The 18,045-nt window shown below is 40.5% G+C and carries 17 protein-coding genes; 8 read left to right on the forward strand and 9 right to left on the reverse strand.

What is annotated here, in order from left to right; genetic code table 11:
* Positions 1–121 precede the first annotated feature (121 nt).
* The 3 genes from pncB (at position 122) to asd (ending at position 3,390) form a co-directional block, all read left to right on the forward strand.
* Positions 122–1,324 (forward strand): nicotinate phosphoribosyltransferase, encoded by a 1,203-nt coding sequence (pncB, locus tag MMO38_RS10425; RefSeq protein WP_004673560.1) that lies wholly within the window; start codon positions 122–124, stop codon positions 1,322–1,324.
* Between the two features lie 369 nt (positions 1,325–1,693).
* Complete coding sequence (locus MMO38_RS10430) at positions 1,694–2,542, forward strand: rhodanese-like domain-containing protein (RefSeq protein ID WP_241323487.1); 849 nt, start codon at positions 1,694–1,696, stop codon at positions 2,540–2,542.
* Positions 2,539–3,390 carry an archaetidylserine decarboxylase gene (asd, locus tag MMO38_RS10435; protein WP_121929078.1) on the forward strand — a complete coding sequence of 284 codons (852 nt, stop codon included), beginning with the start codon at positions 2,539–2,541 and terminating at the stop codon, positions 3,388–3,390. Before MMO38_RS10430 ends, asd begins: the two co-directional genes overlap by 4 nt.
* A gap of 153 nt (positions 3,391–3,543) precedes the next feature.
* Here the strand turns inward: asd and MMO38_RS10440 are convergent, their stop codons facing one another.
* Positions 3,544–4,260, reverse strand: a complete 717-nt coding sequence (locus MMO38_RS10440) for an IclR family transcriptional regulator (protein WP_241323488.1) — start codon at positions 4,258–4,260, stop codon at positions 3,544–3,546.
* 149 nt (positions 4,261–4,409) lie between these two features.
* Between MMO38_RS10440 and MMO38_RS10445 the strand changes: the two genes are divergently transcribed.
* Both MMO38_RS10445 and MMO38_RS10450 read left to right on the forward strand, forming a co-directional pair.
* On the forward strand, positions 4,410–5,609 hold the full coding sequence (locus MMO38_RS10445; RefSeq protein ID WP_241323489.1) for an MFS transporter: 1,200 nt from the start codon (positions 4,410–4,412) through the stop codon (positions 5,607–5,609).
* 371 nt (positions 5,610–5,980) lie between these two features.
* Complete coding sequence (locus MMO38_RS10450) at positions 5,981–7,012, forward strand: hypothetical protein (RefSeq protein ID WP_241323490.1); 1,032 nt, start codon at positions 5,981–5,983, stop codon at positions 7,010–7,012.
* Between the two features lie 290 nt (positions 7,013–7,302).
* On the opposite strand, the gene MMO38_RS10455 is transcribed toward MMO38_RS10450, so the two are convergent.
* Together MMO38_RS10455 and MMO38_RS10460 are read right to left on the reverse strand one after the other, a co-directional pair.
* Positions 7,303–7,644, reverse strand: coding sequence for a DHCW motif cupin fold protein (locus MMO38_RS10455; RefSeq protein WP_241323491.1), 342 nt, complete (start codon positions 7,642–7,644; stop codon positions 7,303–7,305).
* Positions 7,645–8,147: 503 nt separating this feature from the next.
* Positions 8,148–8,624, reverse strand: coding sequence for a GNAT family N-acetyltransferase (locus MMO38_RS10460; protein ID WP_241323492.1), 477 nt, complete (start codon positions 8,622–8,624; stop codon positions 8,148–8,150).
* Between the two features lie 121 nt (positions 8,625–8,745).
* Between MMO38_RS10460 and MMO38_RS10465 the strand changes: the two genes are divergently transcribed.
* Positions 8,746–9,147 (forward strand): MarR family transcriptional regulator, encoded by a 402-nt coding sequence (locus MMO38_RS10465; protein ID WP_241323493.1) that lies wholly within the window; start codon positions 8,746–8,748, stop codon positions 9,145–9,147.
* A 343-nt stretch (positions 9,148–9,490) separates the two neighbouring features.
* Here MMO38_RS10465 and MMO38_RS10470 read toward each other — a convergent pair whose 3' ends face one another.
* Positions 9,491–10,384: a LysR family transcriptional regulator gene (locus tag MMO38_RS10470; protein ID WP_241323494.1), complete on the reverse strand. Its 894-nt coding sequence runs from the start codon at positions 10,382–10,384 to the stop codon at positions 9,491–9,493.
* 94 nt (positions 10,385–10,478) lie between these two features.
* On the opposite strand from MMO38_RS10470, the gene MMO38_RS10475 reads away from it, so the two are divergent.
* On the forward strand, positions 10,479–10,931 hold the full coding sequence (locus MMO38_RS10475) for a PACE efflux transporter (protein ID WP_241323495.1): 453 nt from the start codon (positions 10,479–10,481) through the stop codon (positions 10,929–10,931).
* A gap of 84 nt (positions 10,932–11,015) precedes the next feature.
* Here the strand turns inward: MMO38_RS10475 and phoR are convergent, their stop codons facing one another.
* From phoR to MMO38_RS10490, 3 genes are all read right to left on the reverse strand, one after another.
* Positions 11,016–12,374, reverse strand: coding sequence for a phosphate regulon sensor histidine kinase PhoR (gene phoR, locus MMO38_RS10480; RefSeq protein ID WP_241323496.1), 1,359 nt, complete (start codon positions 12,372–12,374; stop codon positions 11,016–11,018).
* Positions 12,375–12,382: 8 nt separating this feature from the next.
* Entirely contained in the window at positions 12,383–13,093 is a 711-nt protein-coding gene (gene phoB / locus MMO38_RS10485; RefSeq protein WP_004673541.1) for a phosphate regulon transcriptional regulator PhoB, read from the reverse strand.
* A 255-nt stretch (positions 13,094–13,348) separates the two neighbouring features.
* A complete protein-coding gene (locus tag MMO38_RS10490) occupies positions 13,349–14,026 on the reverse strand; it encodes a TetR/AcrR family transcriptional regulator (RefSeq protein ID WP_004673539.1) in 678 nt (225 codons plus the stop codon).
* 268 nt (positions 14,027–14,294) lie between these two features.
* On the opposite strand from MMO38_RS10490, the gene MMO38_RS10495 reads away from it, so the two are divergent.
* The gene (locus tag MMO38_RS10495) at positions 14,295–15,125 is read left to right on the forward strand and encodes an SDR family NAD(P)-dependent oxidoreductase (protein ID WP_241323497.1); all 831 of its coding nucleotides are present in this window, start codon (positions 14,295–14,297) and stop codon (positions 15,123–15,125) included.
* Between the two features lie 78 nt (positions 15,126–15,203).
* Here MMO38_RS10495 and MMO38_RS10500 read toward each other — a convergent pair whose 3' ends face one another.
* Together MMO38_RS10500 and MMO38_RS10505 are read right to left on the reverse strand one after the other, a co-directional pair.
* On the reverse strand, positions 15,204–16,571 hold the full coding sequence (locus tag MMO38_RS10500; protein WP_241323498.1) for an MATE family efflux transporter: 1,368 nt from the start codon (positions 16,569–16,571) through the stop codon (positions 15,204–15,206).
* A gap of 150 nt (positions 16,572–16,721) precedes the next feature.
* A complete protein-coding gene (locus tag MMO38_RS10505; RefSeq protein ID WP_241323499.1) occupies positions 16,722–18,032 on the reverse strand; it encodes a DUF445 domain-containing protein in 1,311 nt (436 codons plus the stop codon).
* Between the last annotated feature and the right edge of the window lie 13 nt (positions 18,033–18,045).

Raw genomic sequence — 18,045 nt, forward strand, 5'->3', positions numbered from 1 at the left:
AGATTTTAGCAGAGAAGCTTGATTAAAAAGTGACTTTGCAGCAAAAGTCTACTATCCAACAGCAGCGCTTTGGTTGTATAACGAGATATATTTGCAAAAGAATGGGTTAAAACCAGCACCTATGTCTGCCATTATTCGATCTTTACTCGACACCGACTTATATAAATTCACCATGTTACAAGTGGTGTTACATCAGTTTCCGCAAACGCATAGTGTTTATTTATTTCGTTGTCGGAATTTAAAAGATACGGCTTATCCTCTGGCAGAAATTTTAGCTGATTTAAATCATCAACTGGATTTGCTCTGCGATTTAAAATTTGCAGAAGATGAGCTGCAATATTTACGTTCATTGCGCTTTATCAAAAGTGATTTCGTTGATTATCTAGAATTATTCCAACTGAAACGTCGTTTTATTCAGGCCAGTGTTGATGACGCTGGGCGTTTGGATATTCGAATCGAAGGACCCATGGTTCAAGCGATGATGTTTGAGATTTTTGTCTTGGCCATCGTCAATGAACTGTATTTCCGTCGTATTCGTCATGATGATGTTTGGGTGGAAGGTGAGCGTCGCTTACAGCAGAAGTTGATTCAGTTGCAACAGTACGCTGAATTACAACAAGAAAATGATCCACCTTTTTTGGTTTCAGATTTTGGGACACGTCGCCGTTATAGTTTTGAATGGCAGAAGCATGTGGTACAAGCGTTTCATACTGCTGCACCAACCGTATTTCGTGGAACCAGCAATGTGCTATTAGCTAAAGAACTTGGCATTAGCCCCATCGGAACGATGGCACATGAGTTTTTACAAGCCTTTCAGGCATTGGATGTGCGATTACGCAACTTCCAGAAAGCGGCACTAGAAGCGTGGGTACAAGAGTATCGGGGAGATCTTGGTATTGCTTTGACCGATGTGGTCGGTATGGATGCGTTCTTACGTGATTTTGATTTGTATTTTGCCAAGTTGTTTGATGGCTTGCGCCATGACAGTGGTGATCCGTATGAGTGGGGCGACAAAGCTTATGCTCACTACCGTAAATTAAAAATTGATACCAAGACCAAGATGCTGACCTTTAGTGATGGTCTTGATTTAGAAAAGGCATGGTTATTACATCAGTATTTTAAAGATCGTTTCCAAGTTAGTTTTGGAATAGGGACCAATCTGACCAATGATATGGGGCAGACACCGTTGAATATTGTGTTGAAATTGGTGGAGTGTAATCGCCAATCTGTAGCGAAAATCTCGGATAGTTCAGGTAAAACCATGAGTGATAATGAGACCTTCCTTGCTTATTTACGACAGGTATTTGAGATTGAGGACGTTTAATTATTTTTTGATCACTAAAAAGCGAGTACTGTCATGGAATGGCTTAAATCTTACAAGTGATTTGTAGAGTTATTCTTTACTTTTGAAAGATCAAAAGTAACAAAAATCTTTTGTTGAACTGACGGCACATCCTTGATGCCGAAGTTCAACAGGCGGCATCCATGCCGCCTTAGCACCAGTAAACTTTCTCTAGAGATTTACAAGGATTAACTTTCTCTATGCTATTAAGTTTTATACTTTTAATTCATAATCGTTGGACTTATTGCTATATCTGATTTTCTGCCAAATGAATGCAAAAAATCAGACAAAGATACAAACTGAGCTATGCTAAAATCAATCACAATGCTGTGATCACAAGATTCCATAACAATGACTGACATTGATTCTAAACTCGGTTTACTGATTGAACCTGAACAACTTGTTCCGCATTTGGGGCATGAATTGATTCGTGTGATTGATTTAAGTCGGGCATCGGTTTATGAACAGTTGCATATTCCGCATGCGATTCATTTACAGCCTAAATATTTAGTTGCGCAAAATGAACAAGCCAATGGTGTATTGCCCGATGTAGAGGGTTTAAAAGCCTTGATTGAAAAATTAAATATTTCACCTCAGCATCATGTGGTGGTCTATGATGATGAAGGTGGGGCTTGGGCAGGACGCTTGATCTGGAATTTACATTGCCTTGGGTTTACTCGCACCAGTCTAATCAATGGCGGCATTCACGCTTGGTTAGGTGCAAGTTTACCAACGACCACAGATGTTGAACCTGTTACTCCTGTTCGCGAACGTGTACAGGTGGATTTGGATGCTGTGCAACAACACCGTATTGAATACAATGAATTATTAGCGCAGGTTCAAGAATACAATATCCAGTTGTGGGATTGTCGTAGTCATGACGAATATATAGGTCTGCGTTTAGCTGCGCGACGCGGCGGTCACATCCCAAATGCAATGCATTTTGAGTGGAGTACTGCCCTTAATCGTGAAAATCATCTAAAATTACACTCGCTTGAACGCACTCAACAACGTTTAGAGCAATTAGGCTTTGATTTACAACAACCTGTCGTGGTGTATTGTCAGTCGCATCACCGTTCAGGCTTGGCGTATATTTTGGCGAGATTGCTCAATTGGCAAGTCAGAGCCTACGATGGTGCGTGGAGTGAATGGGGCAATCGCCTCGATAGTCCTATTATTTCAGGGGAGTCACCGTCTTGAGTTTTGCAGCAGATTTAAAAAAACAATTCTTTATCAAAGCACAAAATTTAGTACCGCAACATCAGCTCAGTCGTGTTATTGGCAAGGTTGCCGCAAGTGAAAATGTTTTGGTGAAAACTGCTGTTATTCAAGCATTCAAAGCAAAATATGGTATTGATATGAGTATTGCTGAGCAAAGCAATGCCTTGCAATACAAGTCTTTCAATGAATTTTTTACCCGTGCCTTAAAAAATGGTGTACGTGGTGTAGATGAGCGAGCAGATAGTGTTGTTTGCCCTGCGGATGGTGCGATTTCACAGCTTGGTAAAATTGAAGCGGGTGATATTTTTCAAGCCAAAGGTCAGAGTTTTTCTGTTGAGAAATTGATTGGTGATCCGCAATTGGCGAAGCCATTCCATGAAGGTCAATTTGCGACTGTTTACTTATCACCTAAAGATTATCACCGTGTGCATATGCCATTGGCAGGCACATTGACGGAAACCTTATATATTCCGGGTGAATTATTTTCAGTGAACCAAGTGACTGCGGAAAACATTCCTGGTTTATTTGCGCGTAATGAACGCATGGTGTGTTTATTTGATACTGAGCTTGGTCGTATGGCTGTGGTTTTAGTGGGTGCAATGATTGTGGCAGGGATTGAGACTGTTGCAACAGGTAAAGTAAAACCTACAGGTCGTGTTGAGTTACAACATCATCAAATGAAACTTGAGAAAGGCGCAGAACTTGGCCGTTTCTATCTCGGTTCAACCGCAGTGGTATTGTTTGAAAAAGACAAGATGGTATGGGAAGAACAATTTAAAGCCAATTCGGCTGTTGTGATGGGTGAGCGGTTGGGTCATTCGGTTTAATTTATAAGTGATAAAAAGCCCCTTAATTAGTTTAAGGGGCTTTGTTTTAGATATTTCGCATAAGGCGTATTGCGTTGATTTTATAATAAATTCTTAGTGTTGGCTCCAAGAGAGCTTTAGTAAATGATCTAAGAATATTTACTTTATAGTAATTTAACTAGCTAGCAATGATTCAATTTCTGCTTTGCATTGGAAAATTACCGCAAGATATGTATCTATATTTCCATCAAATCTAGCTGCTGGAATAGCGACAGATATTGCGTAACGATCTGGGCCTGAAGTAATTAATGGAACCCCTATTCCGCATATTCCTACAGCATGTTCCTCTCTGTCGAAAGCCCAACCTCTTAGTCTAATCTCTGAGATTTGTTTTATTAGCTCTGCTCTGTCTGTGATGGTTTGTTGTGTACGTCGTTCCAATTTTTTATCAAGCAAAGTCTCGATTTCTATATCGGTTCGCAAACTCAATAAGGCTTTTCCATGAGCCGTACAGTGAATTGGGTAGGCAGTACCAATAGCGGAGACTACACGTAGTTCTTGATCCGAGGCAAACTGATCAACCGATACCGCATGTTGAGATCTATCAACACATAAGTCGACTGTTTCTCGAAGCCTACGACTAAGTAATTCGATAAAAGGACGTGCAGCTGATATCACATCCGTATGGGCAGAAGATGCCATTTTCACTAGAGCTTGTCCTAGTCGGACTCCAGAAGGCGTTGTAACAGCAAGCTGTTGAGCCTCTAAAGCTGCAACAATCCGATGTACCGTTGTACGTGGTAAATCAACTTTTTTTGCAATCTGTCCTAGACTTTGTCCTGAACTATCATCTGCCAGCGCCCGTAGAATTGCAGCAGCTCTAGAAATCACCTGACGGCCAGTAGCACTTTCAGTTTTTTCATTAGTATCAAATTGTTTACTCATATCCAATCGCTTATTCGTTGTCCTGACTTGACATCATAAAAATGGCGGCCTAAACTCCACCCAATGGAACAGTGTTCCATTGGGTGGAAAGTGTAATGTGGGGTGGTATTTTTTACCACTCAATGGATATTAACAATATGAATAGTAAAACGAAACCAAATCAACTCTCTCCTTTAGGTGGATTTTCCCTTTTAACAGTCGCAGCACTGACCATTATGGTGGGGTGTGTGATTGTACCTGGACTACCAAATGTCGCTGCTCAGCTTCAAATTACTGTAAGTTCTGGTTGGCTCGTGACGCTACCATCATTGGGAGTTATTCTTTTTAGTCCTTTAGCTGCACGGCTAATGGATAAAGTTGGATTACGGTCAGCATTAATGCTTGGCTTATTCCTATATGGTTTATTTGGTGTAATTGGTGTCTTCCTATCAGGAAATTTACTTGTATTTATTGATCGTATTCTATTAGGTGGAGCTACTGCTATTATTATGGCAGCAGGCACAGGCTTGATATCAGAGTTTTATCAAGGTGAAGCCCGAATGTCTATGCTCGCAAAACAAGGCATGTCAATTGAATTAGGTGGAGTAATCTTTCTATTTATTGGAGGGTTACTTGCGAGTATGAATTGGAGTTATCCATTTGCCTTATATCTCATGGCATGGGTTCTTCTTCTCTTTGTAAAAATCTCAATTCCAAATACTAAATCAAAAATTATTCATGAATCCCGTATCACAGATTATAAAAAACTCCCAGCTGGTGTTGTCATAGCCTATATAGCTGCAACGATATCTATGATTCTCTTCTTTACGGGAATTATTGTTCTTCCTGGAAAGTTATCTGGATTGAGTTTTAATGAGGCAGAGACTGGATATTATTTATCTTTCATATCCCTTATTGCTGTCATAGGTGCAGCAGCATTGCCTATGATCGCTCGTAAATTAAGTGAACACATAGTTCTTGGCTTATCAATGTTTAGTTATGCAGTCGCACACTTTTGTTTTTCCTTTGCAGCTTCAACAACATTAATAGTTTTTGGTGGTGTTATGTTGGGAATAGGCTTTGGTTTATCTATCCCTCTCGTTAATCATCTTACTGTGGAATATAGCTCTGAACGATGTAGGAGTAGAAATCTAGCATATCTATCTATGGCTATTTTTTCTGGTCAATTTCTATCTTCTTTTATGGAATTCATTCCAGGTGAAATTTCCATTATTTTCATAACAGCAACATTGATTGCAGTCGTTGCAGGGCTAGTTTTTTCCATATTGCGCCCCCTTAAAGAAATCAAACTGTAATTCTAATTCTTCTTGGACAGTTAAATGAATATTACTGAAGTTGATACATTATTTGATCCTGCACATTAAATATTGAAATAGATTTTACCCTTAGCTTGTTGATCTGTTCTCACAGTACTATTTGACTTCTATCTATAAATTTGACACACTACAGCTGTACCGCATAATGGTACATGTGATCCACATAGTGGTACAAAAAGACTGGGTTGTCGAGTATAAAGATATTCATCAAAGCAACCGTCTATTCGTGTCGGCTCGTACCTAGAAGAGCTAGTTAGAATCGACTCGTTTAAATCGCTTGTCTGATCATTAAAAATCACCGGTATGCTCCCCCGGAAAACAAGGGAGACAACTAAACTAGGTATAACCTTATGAGCTTAAAATTCTTAGACAACATCTCAGGCAAGTCTTCACTGACTCTACTGCTTTCATCTTGTCTGTTTATGAGTGCAGCATCAGCTGCCACTCAAAGTTCAGTCAACACCGGGCGTGCTAACTGCGGTTCTCTTGCAAACCAAGCCAACACAGAAATTACTTATTTTCAGGTTCCTATGCAGAAGCAATGGATAAAGAACCAGAAAGCTATCTCTGACAAGGAATACGCTAAATACTTTTCACAGACTTTGGTAGCCCCTAAGTCCATGGTCAAAGCCCTTGAGAATGGACCACTTCCTAAAAAGTGGGTGATTGAGCCGACAGTGGAAGGTCTGAATAAGGTCATTGAAACCTTTGATAAGGCTCCTGTTGCTGGTTATGCCCTGATCGAAAATGGGCCTTTGGCATACGCCCAAAGTCGTCATGTCTTTCCAGGTCTGACTTCCTCCATGCTAGAGTGGTGGTTTACTTGGCATCCTATTGAGAGCGAGCGGTACATGCTTTGGTTTCCACAGGCTCACATTCACAACTCTGTTGCAGATCCCCAACGCCTATCTAATAAGAACCTGAGTTACGCTGAGCGCCTCTACAAAAATCCGAACCATATCATCGAATATATCGGTGCAAACTACTTAGATAGCTATATCCATTTTGATACTCCTGAGAGCTTAGGTATAGACGGAGCAGCATTGAAAAAGGCAGGTTTCACCTTCAGTGCCAGTGGCATCATTGCCCCTGCGGGTGACGAAGATGCTCCTTTCGTACTGATGGTTCACCTTGGTCGAGACACTCCACAGGGCTTGGAGCTCATTAATCGCTACTGGATAGGTACTCATGCATCCTTTGATCGATTCCCCTCATTTCCAAATGGTGCTAAGCGTTCAGCAGAAGTTGTGAAAAAGTTTGGCCTCGATGCCAAGAGTTTAGAAGAATTCGCGCATGAAATGGCTGTTCATGACATGACCGAATTCACCTGCCTGGGCAATATTCTTCCAAATATGTACAAAGAATATGGAAAGGGGAAGTAGAGATAAAAAACTCTCTGCTTTGCAGAGGGTTTTTAATTTGGGACTGTACTAGATAGTGTTCAAATTTCAGCTCAAAACGGCTTTATTGCACAAACCTATCCATAATAATAAGTTTTCGCATCGGGATGTGAGATACAACAGGAATGGTATCTAGTGAAAGGAATACGGAAAAAAGCTCGACAGGATGTCGGGCTTTTTTCTTTCAAATTTTTACTTAAAGTCTGATCTATCACTGAGTGGATGCATTGAATGTCTTTAATTTAAGTTTGCATCAACTGCATTACATTAATTCAATCAATGATTAATAATTTAGCACCATTCAAACTAAAGGATTGGTGCGGCTCGGCATGATCACCAACTTGATAGCTCATACCTTGGGTTAAAATAAAGATTCGGCCATCTTTTAATCTACTCTCAAGCTCACCTTCTAAGCAAAATAAAATATGACCTTTTTCACACCAATGATCGGCTAAGTAATTGGCTGAATACTCGACAATTCTTACTCGAATTTTATTGGTTTCTTCACCAAAATACTGGGTCTTCCAATACGCTTTTCCTGTTTCTCCACTGTATTCTGTGGTTTCTATTTTTTCCCAATCAGTAACTTGAAATGGAAAAGGGAAGATATTCATATTCTGTTCCAAAAAATTAGGTTCATTCTTAAACTATAGATAAATTTAGTTTTTGCAATACGCCTTTAATATAATGGTTACTATATGAAAGAAAGTTGACTCCATAATCAAAATTAAATTTTTATTCACATCGATAACCATAAAATCGATAGATTTGAAAAAAACAGATTTTTTATGAGCAGCTTAGGTACTTATAGCCAGATATTTAAACGCAACGCTGTACGCTTTTTCTTACAACGATTAGGGGCAATGTCCCATATTCAGACCCCATCAAATTATCTAATATCAACTCATCAGGAACAGGAAGTTCCAAAACATAAAACAATAACAATAAGTTTTCGCATCGGGATGTGAGATACAACAGGAATGGTATCTAGTGACAGGAATACGGAAAAAAGCTCGACAGGATGTCGAGCTTTTTTCTTTCAAATTTTTACCTAATCTCTGATGTTGTTGAGTGGGGGGAATGCCTGATAACTCGACTAAATCCCTATTTCCCTAGCTTAAAGTTTTAAATGAAAAATGAGTGAATCTCTGTCTGGATATTGGTATACAACAGGCAATAGCTCCTTGGCAACTTCTTTAAATCCAGCTTTACGATAGAATTTATGTGATTGAGTTGCTTTAGCTGGCGTATCTAAAAAAATCTCTAAAAAATGATTTATTTCAGCAAATTTTAAAAGCTCATTATATAAAGCCATTCCAACTTGATGGCCTCGATATTCGGAAATAACAAAAAACTTTTTTAAAATAGCTATTTGTGGCGTAAGTGCTTGAAGCCCAATTGTTCCGATCAGTTTGTCGTTTTGATCTAATGCTAACCAAAAATTTCCACCTGATGTAATAAAGTATTTATGTATATCTTGAATATCTGGTTGCTCAGCTAACGGGATACCGACATCAAACTCAATATTTTGAATACTTAAAATTAAATCAATAACGTCATCTTTAAACTTATCGTTATATTCAACAATTTTCATAGATCAACCACAGTAGTGAAAAATACGGGTATATACCCTCATATTAGTGGAAAGATATCCGTTCTACAAGATTTATCATTTGTGTCAAACTAAGCTTAACCTGAAGGGATTAATTGGACTTATGATTTTACCTTGTTACAGTGCAAAGTTACGCAGTGCTTCCCGACGTTTAGGGCATCGTTATAATGCCGCATTGGCTGAGTTTGGCATCAATATTACCCAATTCTCACTTTTATCAATGATTAAGAGAACAGAGCCGATTAGCCTCACATCTTTAGCAAAAATGATGGAGTTAGAGCGTTCGACAGTGGGTCGGAATGTAAAAGTCTTAGCGAAAATGGAGCTTGTTGAACTGTCACAAGGCGATAAAGATCAAAGGGAAGTCACTTTAAAATTAACGCAACAGGGGCGTCAGCTTCTAAAAGCAGCGCTTCCTCATTGGCAGAAAGTTCAACAAGAAATCGAGGATAGTCTAGGAGAAGATCAAATATTAATGCTAACCGATCTCTTAAAACGTCTTTGATTGTGAGTTGGTTTTCTACAAAGAACAATGGACGCTATACGGAAAAAGTCGAAATATTTTCTGTAGTGATAAAAGCTATATCAAAAACGAATTTGAGATTCTTTGGCTTTTGATCAGAGGTTTTTCAAATCCAAAACCCTGTACGCTTTTTCTTACAAGGATTAGGGGCAATGTCCCATATTCAGACCCAATCGAATCACCTAATATGAACTCATCAGGAACAGGAAGTTCCAAAACATAAAACAAGAATCATAAGTTTTCGCATCGGGATGTGAGATACAACAGGAATGGTATCTAGTGACAGGAATACGGAAAAAAGCTCGACAGGATGTCGGGCTTTTTTTTATTCGACTTCAATTTGTTTAACCCAAAGTTCAATTAGCAATTGTAACGCCTTACTCAACGGTTTATGGCTCGGCCAAATTGCATGAATCGGCATATCCAGTCCATTGGTGGTATCGTTAAATTCTAATCGTACCAAGCTCCGTTTAGAGAAATGCTCACTCACCACCGAAAGTGGAAAATTTCCCCAACCCATGCCTTGTTCCACCATACTGATTGCCATTGATAAATTATCGGTATACCAACAAGAATCAGAAACCAACACCCGTGGATCGGGAAGCGGATAATTTTTACTGGCAACGATGATTTGTCTGAACTCGGAGAGCATGGTGAGTTCATTTTTATGATTCTCTTTTAATTGCAGTGCATCTTTAGGTGAAACAGCCGCCACAAATTTTTCAACGCCCAATAATCGGAAGCGCTCATTGATGTCGATCGACGATGAGCTATAGGCGATATACAGATCTATTTCATTATTTTGCAGACGTGTTTTCAGCTCTTGTTGTGGCGCACTGAGCATTTCAATATTTAGCAATGGATAACGTTGAATCAGATGTTCAATACCTGCCAATAAAAACTTCTGATTGATATCCGCCGCGACACCAATCGAGAGACTGGTTTCCAGACCCGTTGAAAGCTCGGTCAGATGCAATTCTAACTGGCGCATTTTGGTCACGATCAATCGTGCATGTGGCTCAATCGACAGCGCAACGTCGGTCGGCGCAAGATGATTTTTACTGCGTTCAAATAATTTTAAATTCAATTCAGCTTCTAAATTGGCGATTGCCATACTGACTGCGGAAGGTACGCGATTCAATGCACGCGCGGCAGCTGAAAAATTACCTCGATCCATAATTTCAAGGATTAACTCGAGCTGTTCACTATTGAGTTTCATGCCTATTGCCTTGTCAGTGAATCTGATCACGATTGACTTTTTTTATCAGACTTAAGGCGTAAAATCCACTGATTATTGATTTAAAGGTGTCGTCATGCAAGGAACAAAAAGAAGAGTAACTTATGTATTTTTCTATGAAGTGTTTAGCTTTTTGATCTGCGCACTGATATTGGCTGCACTTTCTGGCACGAGTATTAGTCATACAGGACCTTTATCGATTCTGATTGCGGTGATCGCCGTCACGGTCAATTTCTTTTATAACTATGCTTTTGAGATGTGGGAAAAAACCCAAATTTCCAAAACACGAACCGTGAAAAGAAGGGTGGCACATGCAATTGGCTTTCAAATCATTTTGGTGATGATTTTGATCCCATTGATTGCATGGTGGATGCAAATTAGTTTGCTCAAAGCCTTCTTGCTAGATTTTAGTTTGATGGTGATCATCCCATGCTATACCTTTGTTTATAATTATCTTTTTGATCATATTTTTGGTTTGCCGAGTCATTTGCTTGAAGCAACGGAACTGGATGCAAAAGTAAGCAGCTAATTTTCAATCAGCTAAAGCTAAACAAGCCGATCTGTTGGGATCGGCTTGTTTGTATTTTAAGAGGACGACTGCTGCGTAGCGGACTCAGATCATTCGATATAAACGTTCTTTTGGGAAAACAGCAGTAAAGGTCGAACCTTCATTCTCTTTAGAGGTGATTTCTAAATGTGCGCCGTGTTGCATCAAGACATGTTTAACAATCGCAAGTCCCAAGCCTGTGCCACCTGTTTGACGGCTGCGCGCGCTATCAACGCGATAGAAACGTTCAGTTAAACGCGGCAAATGTTTTGGGTCAATACCGATCCCATTATCTTGTACGCTAAAAAGAGCTTGATCGTTTTCTTCATGCCAACCAATGGTAATAATGCCGCCTTTCGGTGTGTATTTAATCGCATTGGTGATCAAGTTGCTGAAAGCACTGGCAATTTCCATATCTGAACCAATCAAATCACAATGACTGTCGATATCTAAGTTGAGCGTATGTCCATAATCTAAATTATAAGCACGCGCATCATCAAAGATTTGATTCATTAAATTTGCCATATCAATGATCTGTTTTTTGGCGACTTTTTTATTATTTTCTAAATTGGACAGTAACAGTAAATCATTGACCAACGCATTCATACGTTTGGTTTGTGACTGCATTTGTGTGAAGGCACGTTTCCAACGTGGTGTAATATCATCCTGATCAGTAAAGGTTTCGATATAACCACTCAATACGGTGAGCGGTGTACGTAGTTCATGCGAGATATTATCGACAAAATCTTTACGCATTTGTTCGAGGTTGTGTACGCGTGTGGTGTCATAGGCCACCAACAGTCGACTTTCTCCACCAAAGCGAGTCAGTTTGACTTGTACATAACGCTCTTCATCCATCTGTACTTGTAGACGAATCCCATCGGGTGATTGATCGCTATGTTTAAAATATTCAATAAAACTCGGCTGACGTAAAATCGTCAATAAGTTGCGTCCACGATCTAAAGGTTCAATGCCCAATAGCTTCTCGGCTGCTGGGTTCCACCATTCGATTTGATGCTGATCATCAATCAATACCACTGCTTCGGCTAAGGCGAACAGCGAAGATTGTGCACGGTCAATCAAGCCCACCATTTCTGCTTGAACAATACGCTCTTGGCGTTGGGCACGATAGACATTGAACAACAACGCACCCCAAATCCCATTTAAGTTCGGCGGCACATCATAAGGACGATTTGAAATCCATTCATTCACCAAGTAGAGCGAGCGGAGCTGTAAAGTGAAAAACACCACAAAAGCGATGAAAATACAGCTCCAAAAATACCCAACGCCAAATCCGATTAAGCTCGCAATCAATAAGAAAAAAAGCAACAGTCTTAAATCTTGCTTTGCAAAGGCCCATAAACTACTGTAACGAAAACGTTGGTGTTCACGTGCCAGTTCAGGGACTGGATAAGGTTCGTACATAAAGGGTTTTAACCTGCTGCCAAATCAGCTCGTGTAGAAAAACGATAACCTGTGCCACGTACCGTCTGTACAAAACGATCGACACCATAAGGTTCTAACACTTTGCGTAAACGACGAATATGCACATCAATGGTACGGTCTTCGATATAGACATTACCACCCCACACTTGGTCAAGCAATTGTGCGCGCGTATAAGCGCGTTCAGGATGGGTCATAAAGAAGGCGAGTAAACGATATTCGGTTGGTCCCATCTCTAAAATGCTGTCACCGAAGCTCACACGTTGGCTCACAGGATCAAGCATCAAACCATTGGCATCAATGACTTTTTCGCCACTGAGTGCATTGGCACGACGTAGTACTGCTTTGATTCGAGAAACCAGTTCACGGGTAGAAAAAGGTTTGGTCATGTAGTCATCTGCACCCGCATCTAGACCTTGTACCTTATGATCTTCTTCGCCACGAGCCGTCAGCATAATGACAGGGATTTCAGCCAAGTTTTCATCACGTTTGAGGCGACGGCACAAATCTACACCACTAACACCGCCTGGTAGCATCCAATCGAGCAAGATGAGAGCAGGACGCTGATCAACGATAATTTGATGTGCTTGTTTGGCATCCTCTGCTTGTAAACATTGGAAACCTGCCATATCCAAAGAGGTATGGATCATTTCACGAATCGGTAGCTCATCGTCGACAATTAAAATATAGTCATCTTTCACAGCGCAATACCCTCAAATTTATAACGGTAATGTTGAACCGTTTTGTTGTTATGACAGGCTTATTACAAAGATTAATTATGACAATATCATTGCAAAAGAGTGGATAAAGTCGAATTTAGCAATAAATTGTGACAATTGTGCGGCAGCGTAGTGACCAAATGATGACACGTGATTTATCAATAAAGCAAATGAATTCATTTGGTTAATACCATATCAGTCTAACAGTTTTATTTGTCACAAAACTGTAAAATGATTTTAATTTTTTTGTGATGTTGTTGCGATAAAGGAGATAAATACCGCACAGCATGCTGCTAACACGTCCTCTAATGGTTGTTTAAAGCCTTCTGAGACCCAACGAATAATAATATGCGTGACATAACCGTTTAAGCCTGTCGCCATCAAAGACACTTCCTCAGTGCTTTGTTGAACATTGGGCATAGTGATCATCACAAAGCCTTGAATGATCCGATCAAACTGAGTCAAGGTCTCTTGGATCGTGGCTTGATTGTGTAAGTCTTGCACCAACATGGCATCAATATAAATAATCCGAGCCATACGTGGATCGTTTCGAATGGTGTTGAGTAAAGCAGACAGCCCCGCAGTGACCATGTTTTTTGGTTCGGGTGCCGCCAGTAATACCGCCTGCGTTAAACAACTTTGCATTTCACCAACCATTCTTAAAAAAACGGTTTGAAATAGCTCCTCACTTTTTTTAAACGATTCATAGAAATAGCGTTCGGTAAGTTTGGCTTCGTTGCAGACATCTTTGACGGTGACTGAGAAAAAACCCTGAGTGCCGTAAGTAGCGATCCCAGCTTCAATCAGTTTTTCACGGCGAGCTTCTTTACGTTCAGTTAAAGAAAGACCCTTGAATTGACGCTCTTTGGTTTCGCTGTTGTTTTTCTTCGCTTTGGCTTGCTTTTGAGTTGTCATTGAAAAAACCGTTTCCTAAAAGTCTTTATAGCGTATGTCTAGCTCAGTTTACATGATGCAACTATGCCTTGTATCGCCTAAAAATCTTATCTCATTAAATGTAAATAGACCCAATATGACAAGTAATGTGTGTGTTATTGCCATTTGTCTTAAAAGCATAGTGTACTATATTGACAACGTGTATTGTCAAAATTATATTGGTTATATCTTAAACTGCACGTAATCTAGGCGAATATGTGCATATCATTCGCAATACAAAGGATAGGCAATGAAAAATTTTAAAAATAAAGTCGCAGCGATCACAGGTGCAGGTTCTGGGATTGGGCAACAAATAGCTGTTTTATTGGCCCAACAAGGTTGTCATTTGTCATTGAGTGATATCAATGAAAAGGGTTTGGCACAAACTGTTGAGCTTTTGAAAGCATATCCTGAAATTACAGTGACCACAAAAGTGTTGGATGTCTCAAACCGTGATGCGATGAAACAGTGGGCGCAAGATACCGTCCAAGATCATGGTTCAGTCAATATGATCTTCAACAATGCAGGTGTGGCACTCGGCTCAACGGTTGAAGGCGCAAGCTATGAAGACTTAGAGTGGATCGTTGGGATTAATTTCTGGGGTGTGGTTTACGGGACCAAAGAATTCTTACCGTTTATTAAACAAACCAAAGATGGCCATATCATCAATATTTCAAGTATCTTCGGTTTAACCTCGCAACCAACGCAATCAGCATATAACGCGACTAAATTCGCAGTGCGTGGTTTTACAGAATCTTTACGCCAAGAACTTGATATTGAAAAGAGTGGTGTTAGTTCGCTTTGTGTACACCCAGGTGGGATCCGTACCAATATCGCCAAAGCGGCGAAAATGAATGACAGTATGAAAAGCTTGGGCATGGATCCGGGCAAATCAATCAAACAATTTGATAAGTTCTTGCGTACGCCTCCTGAAGAAGCAGCACGTCAAATCTTGAATGCAGTGTTGAAAGATAAACGTCGTTTATTGATTGGTGCTGATGCGCGTATCGTCGACTCTTTCCAACGTTTGTTCCCAACGGGATATCAACGTATTGCTGCCCTTGCAACGAAAATGATGTAAGTTCCGCTACTGAGATAAAAAGCCATTCTTGTTTGAATGGCTTTTTTTGATGCTAAAAATCATGATGAACTTTTACGCTTAAATCAGAATCTTTATCTCGCGTTTCTTCCAGACAAATTGATAATAGGCGGCTTGGAATATGCATAAACAGACAAAAGCCAGAGCATAAGCCATCCAAATCCCTTTGAGTCCCCAAAGCGTATTGAACCAATAGGCACAAGGCACTTCGATTAAAATAATGGTAAATATGTTGATCAGCATGGGCATGTTGACGGTTCCGCTAGCACGCATGATCGAGGCAAAAATTGCACTTGCGCCAAAAAACAGCAGTGACCACAGCACAATAAACAATAATTGTTGTCCCAGTTCAATGACTGCAGGATCAGTAATAAACAGTGCCATTAAATATTTTGAGAATAAATACGCCAGTACGATCAGACTACCCGTAAATAAAAAATTCATACTCAATGCAGTGCGGGTGACTTTGGCCAACAGATCTGGTTTGCCCGCACCGATCGCTTGGGCGGCAAAGATTGATGCTGCGATGGCAATCGACAATGCTGGAAACTGAATATAGTTGAGGACTTGATTGACTGCGCCGTAGGCTGCTGTTGCCTCTGCGCCGTAACGGTTAATCAAGCTTATAATCACCAATCCAGCCAAAGAAGTGGTGACCATTTGAATGCCTGTTGGAATGCCTAGTTTAAAAATCAGTTTGCTTAATTCTGCATCATGGCGGATATGTTGGAGCAATTGGCGATCTATTTTAAGTGGATGATTTTTATAGTTGAGGTAGAAAGCTAGAAAAATCAACACTGCACTATAGCCTAAGATGGTGGCAATCGCGGGTGCGATGATGCCTAAGGCTGGAAAACCAAAATAACCTTTAAGTAAGACTGGCGTGACTGCTAAACCGATGAGGCTGGTTAAACCTAGGGCAATCAAAGGGGTAACACTATCACTGACACCCCGTAAAATAGAGGTGTAAATAATATAAACAAACAATAACGGGCTACCTGCCAGCATCCATTGCACATAAGGTAGCGACATATGCATGACTTTAGGATCTGTACCTAAAAGATTGAGAATATGTTCAGCAAAAACAAAGCCTAAGATTGCGATAATTGTGCCACCAATTAAGGTGATAAAAAGGGTTGACCCAACCACACTACGAACTTTTTCTAGATTTTGCGCGCCCCAAGCTTGACCCACTAAAACTGTGGTGCCTGCGGAAATACCAATAGTAAATGCCAGCAAAAAAAACAGAATAGGGAAGAAAACCGACACCGCTGCAATTGCATCGACCCCCATCATTTGCCCAACAAATATGGTGTTAATCGTCCCCGACAAGTTTTGCAAAATGTTGGTGGCGATCAGCGGCACTAGAAAAACAAAAAATGTTTTCCAGAGATTAGGTTGCATCACCAATGTTTGGTGTGGGGTCATTCAATTTCCTTCGAGTCTTCCTCTACGCCATTTGCAACATGATTGCTTATTTTTGTTCGGATAAATCATTACGGTTGAGATCTTGGTTGCAACCAAGAAGGCATCTTGTGATGCCCATCTTTACGTGAAAAGTTGAGTATTTCAAGCCATTTACAAAACATTTTCAACAAAGGCACGAATGAGACCCAAGATCAAACCGATAAAGGCCCCGACAATCACCCCATTGACACGGATCATGTGTAAATCACCGCCAACTTCACTCTCGATTTTGGCAATCATTTCGCGTGAATCCCACTCATGGATGCGTTCGCTGATATAACGAATGATTTTGTCGCTATATTGCTCACTGAAATTGGTGGCTAATCCCACCATTTTGCTATTGAGGACTTCACGAACCTTCTCATTTTGGATCAGACTCACGCCAAGTTGTTGAATAGCTGCTTGTAAATTGGTGGCAATGCCTGAATCGGGTTGCATCAAATCTGTTTTGATGGCATCGCATAAAATCGCGATTGCACCGCTAATAAAGTTTAAAACTTGTGGGCTATCCAGCAAGGCATCTTTACCACTGTTCAAACGTTGGCTTGCTTCGCTATCGGTATCAGCAAGTTGTAGCATGAGGGCATGAGTGGTTGCCTCAATGTCTTGTCGCCAAGGATGTTCAGGATTGGCCAACATCGACTCCACTCTTTCAATCAGTGAGTCAATAGTACGCTGTTGCACATCAATGCCGATCCAGCTCGCACCTTTAGCCAGTTTCCAGACCCCCAGTTCTTTAAATAATGTGCGAGACAGCTCACGCGCTTCTTCGGGATGTGACACCATCCATTGATGAGCCAGATCGAGTCCACGTTGTAACACATCTTGATGGAAGTCATTTTCCAAAACCGCACGTAACATTTCACTAGCAAGGGTATTGATCTTGGTACTGCGCACCCATTGCACACTGTTGTTTTGTACAAAGTTGGCAATTTGATCCTGACTGACGAACTCAAAAATTTTCGGAACGGTTTGTTGGATGATCTGAACCACGTGTCCGTTGTTTTTTGGGTTTGCTAACCATTGACCGACCGCCAAACTGAGGTCGGTATTTTGCAAACTACGCTGTACGATTTGGGGTGATAAAAAGTTTTCTTGAACAAAACGACCCATTGATTCAGCAATACGTGCTTTATTGCGTGGAATAATCTCAGTATGGTCACGTAATAGTTTGGGCAATGGTATTTTTCCAAACGGATTGCGGAATAACACCGTCACCGCATACCAATCGGCCAAACCACCGACCACACCTGCTTCGGCGCTTAACATGAAAATATGGATCAGCCACCGATACTCAGGCAGAAAATGCGCCACGACCATTAAACAAATCCACGTCATCACTGCAATCACCAATGCTACGGTGGCGAAGTATTTACTTCTTTGCAGGCTTGGTATTTTGTGGATTTCTTCGGCTGAATTCATTGAGTCATCCTAT

The sequence above is a fragment of the Acinetobacter sp. NIPH 1852 genome (assembly GCF_022549455.1).
Taxonomy (GTDB): domain Bacteria; phylum Pseudomonadota; class Gammaproteobacteria; order Pseudomonadales; family Moraxellaceae; genus Acinetobacter.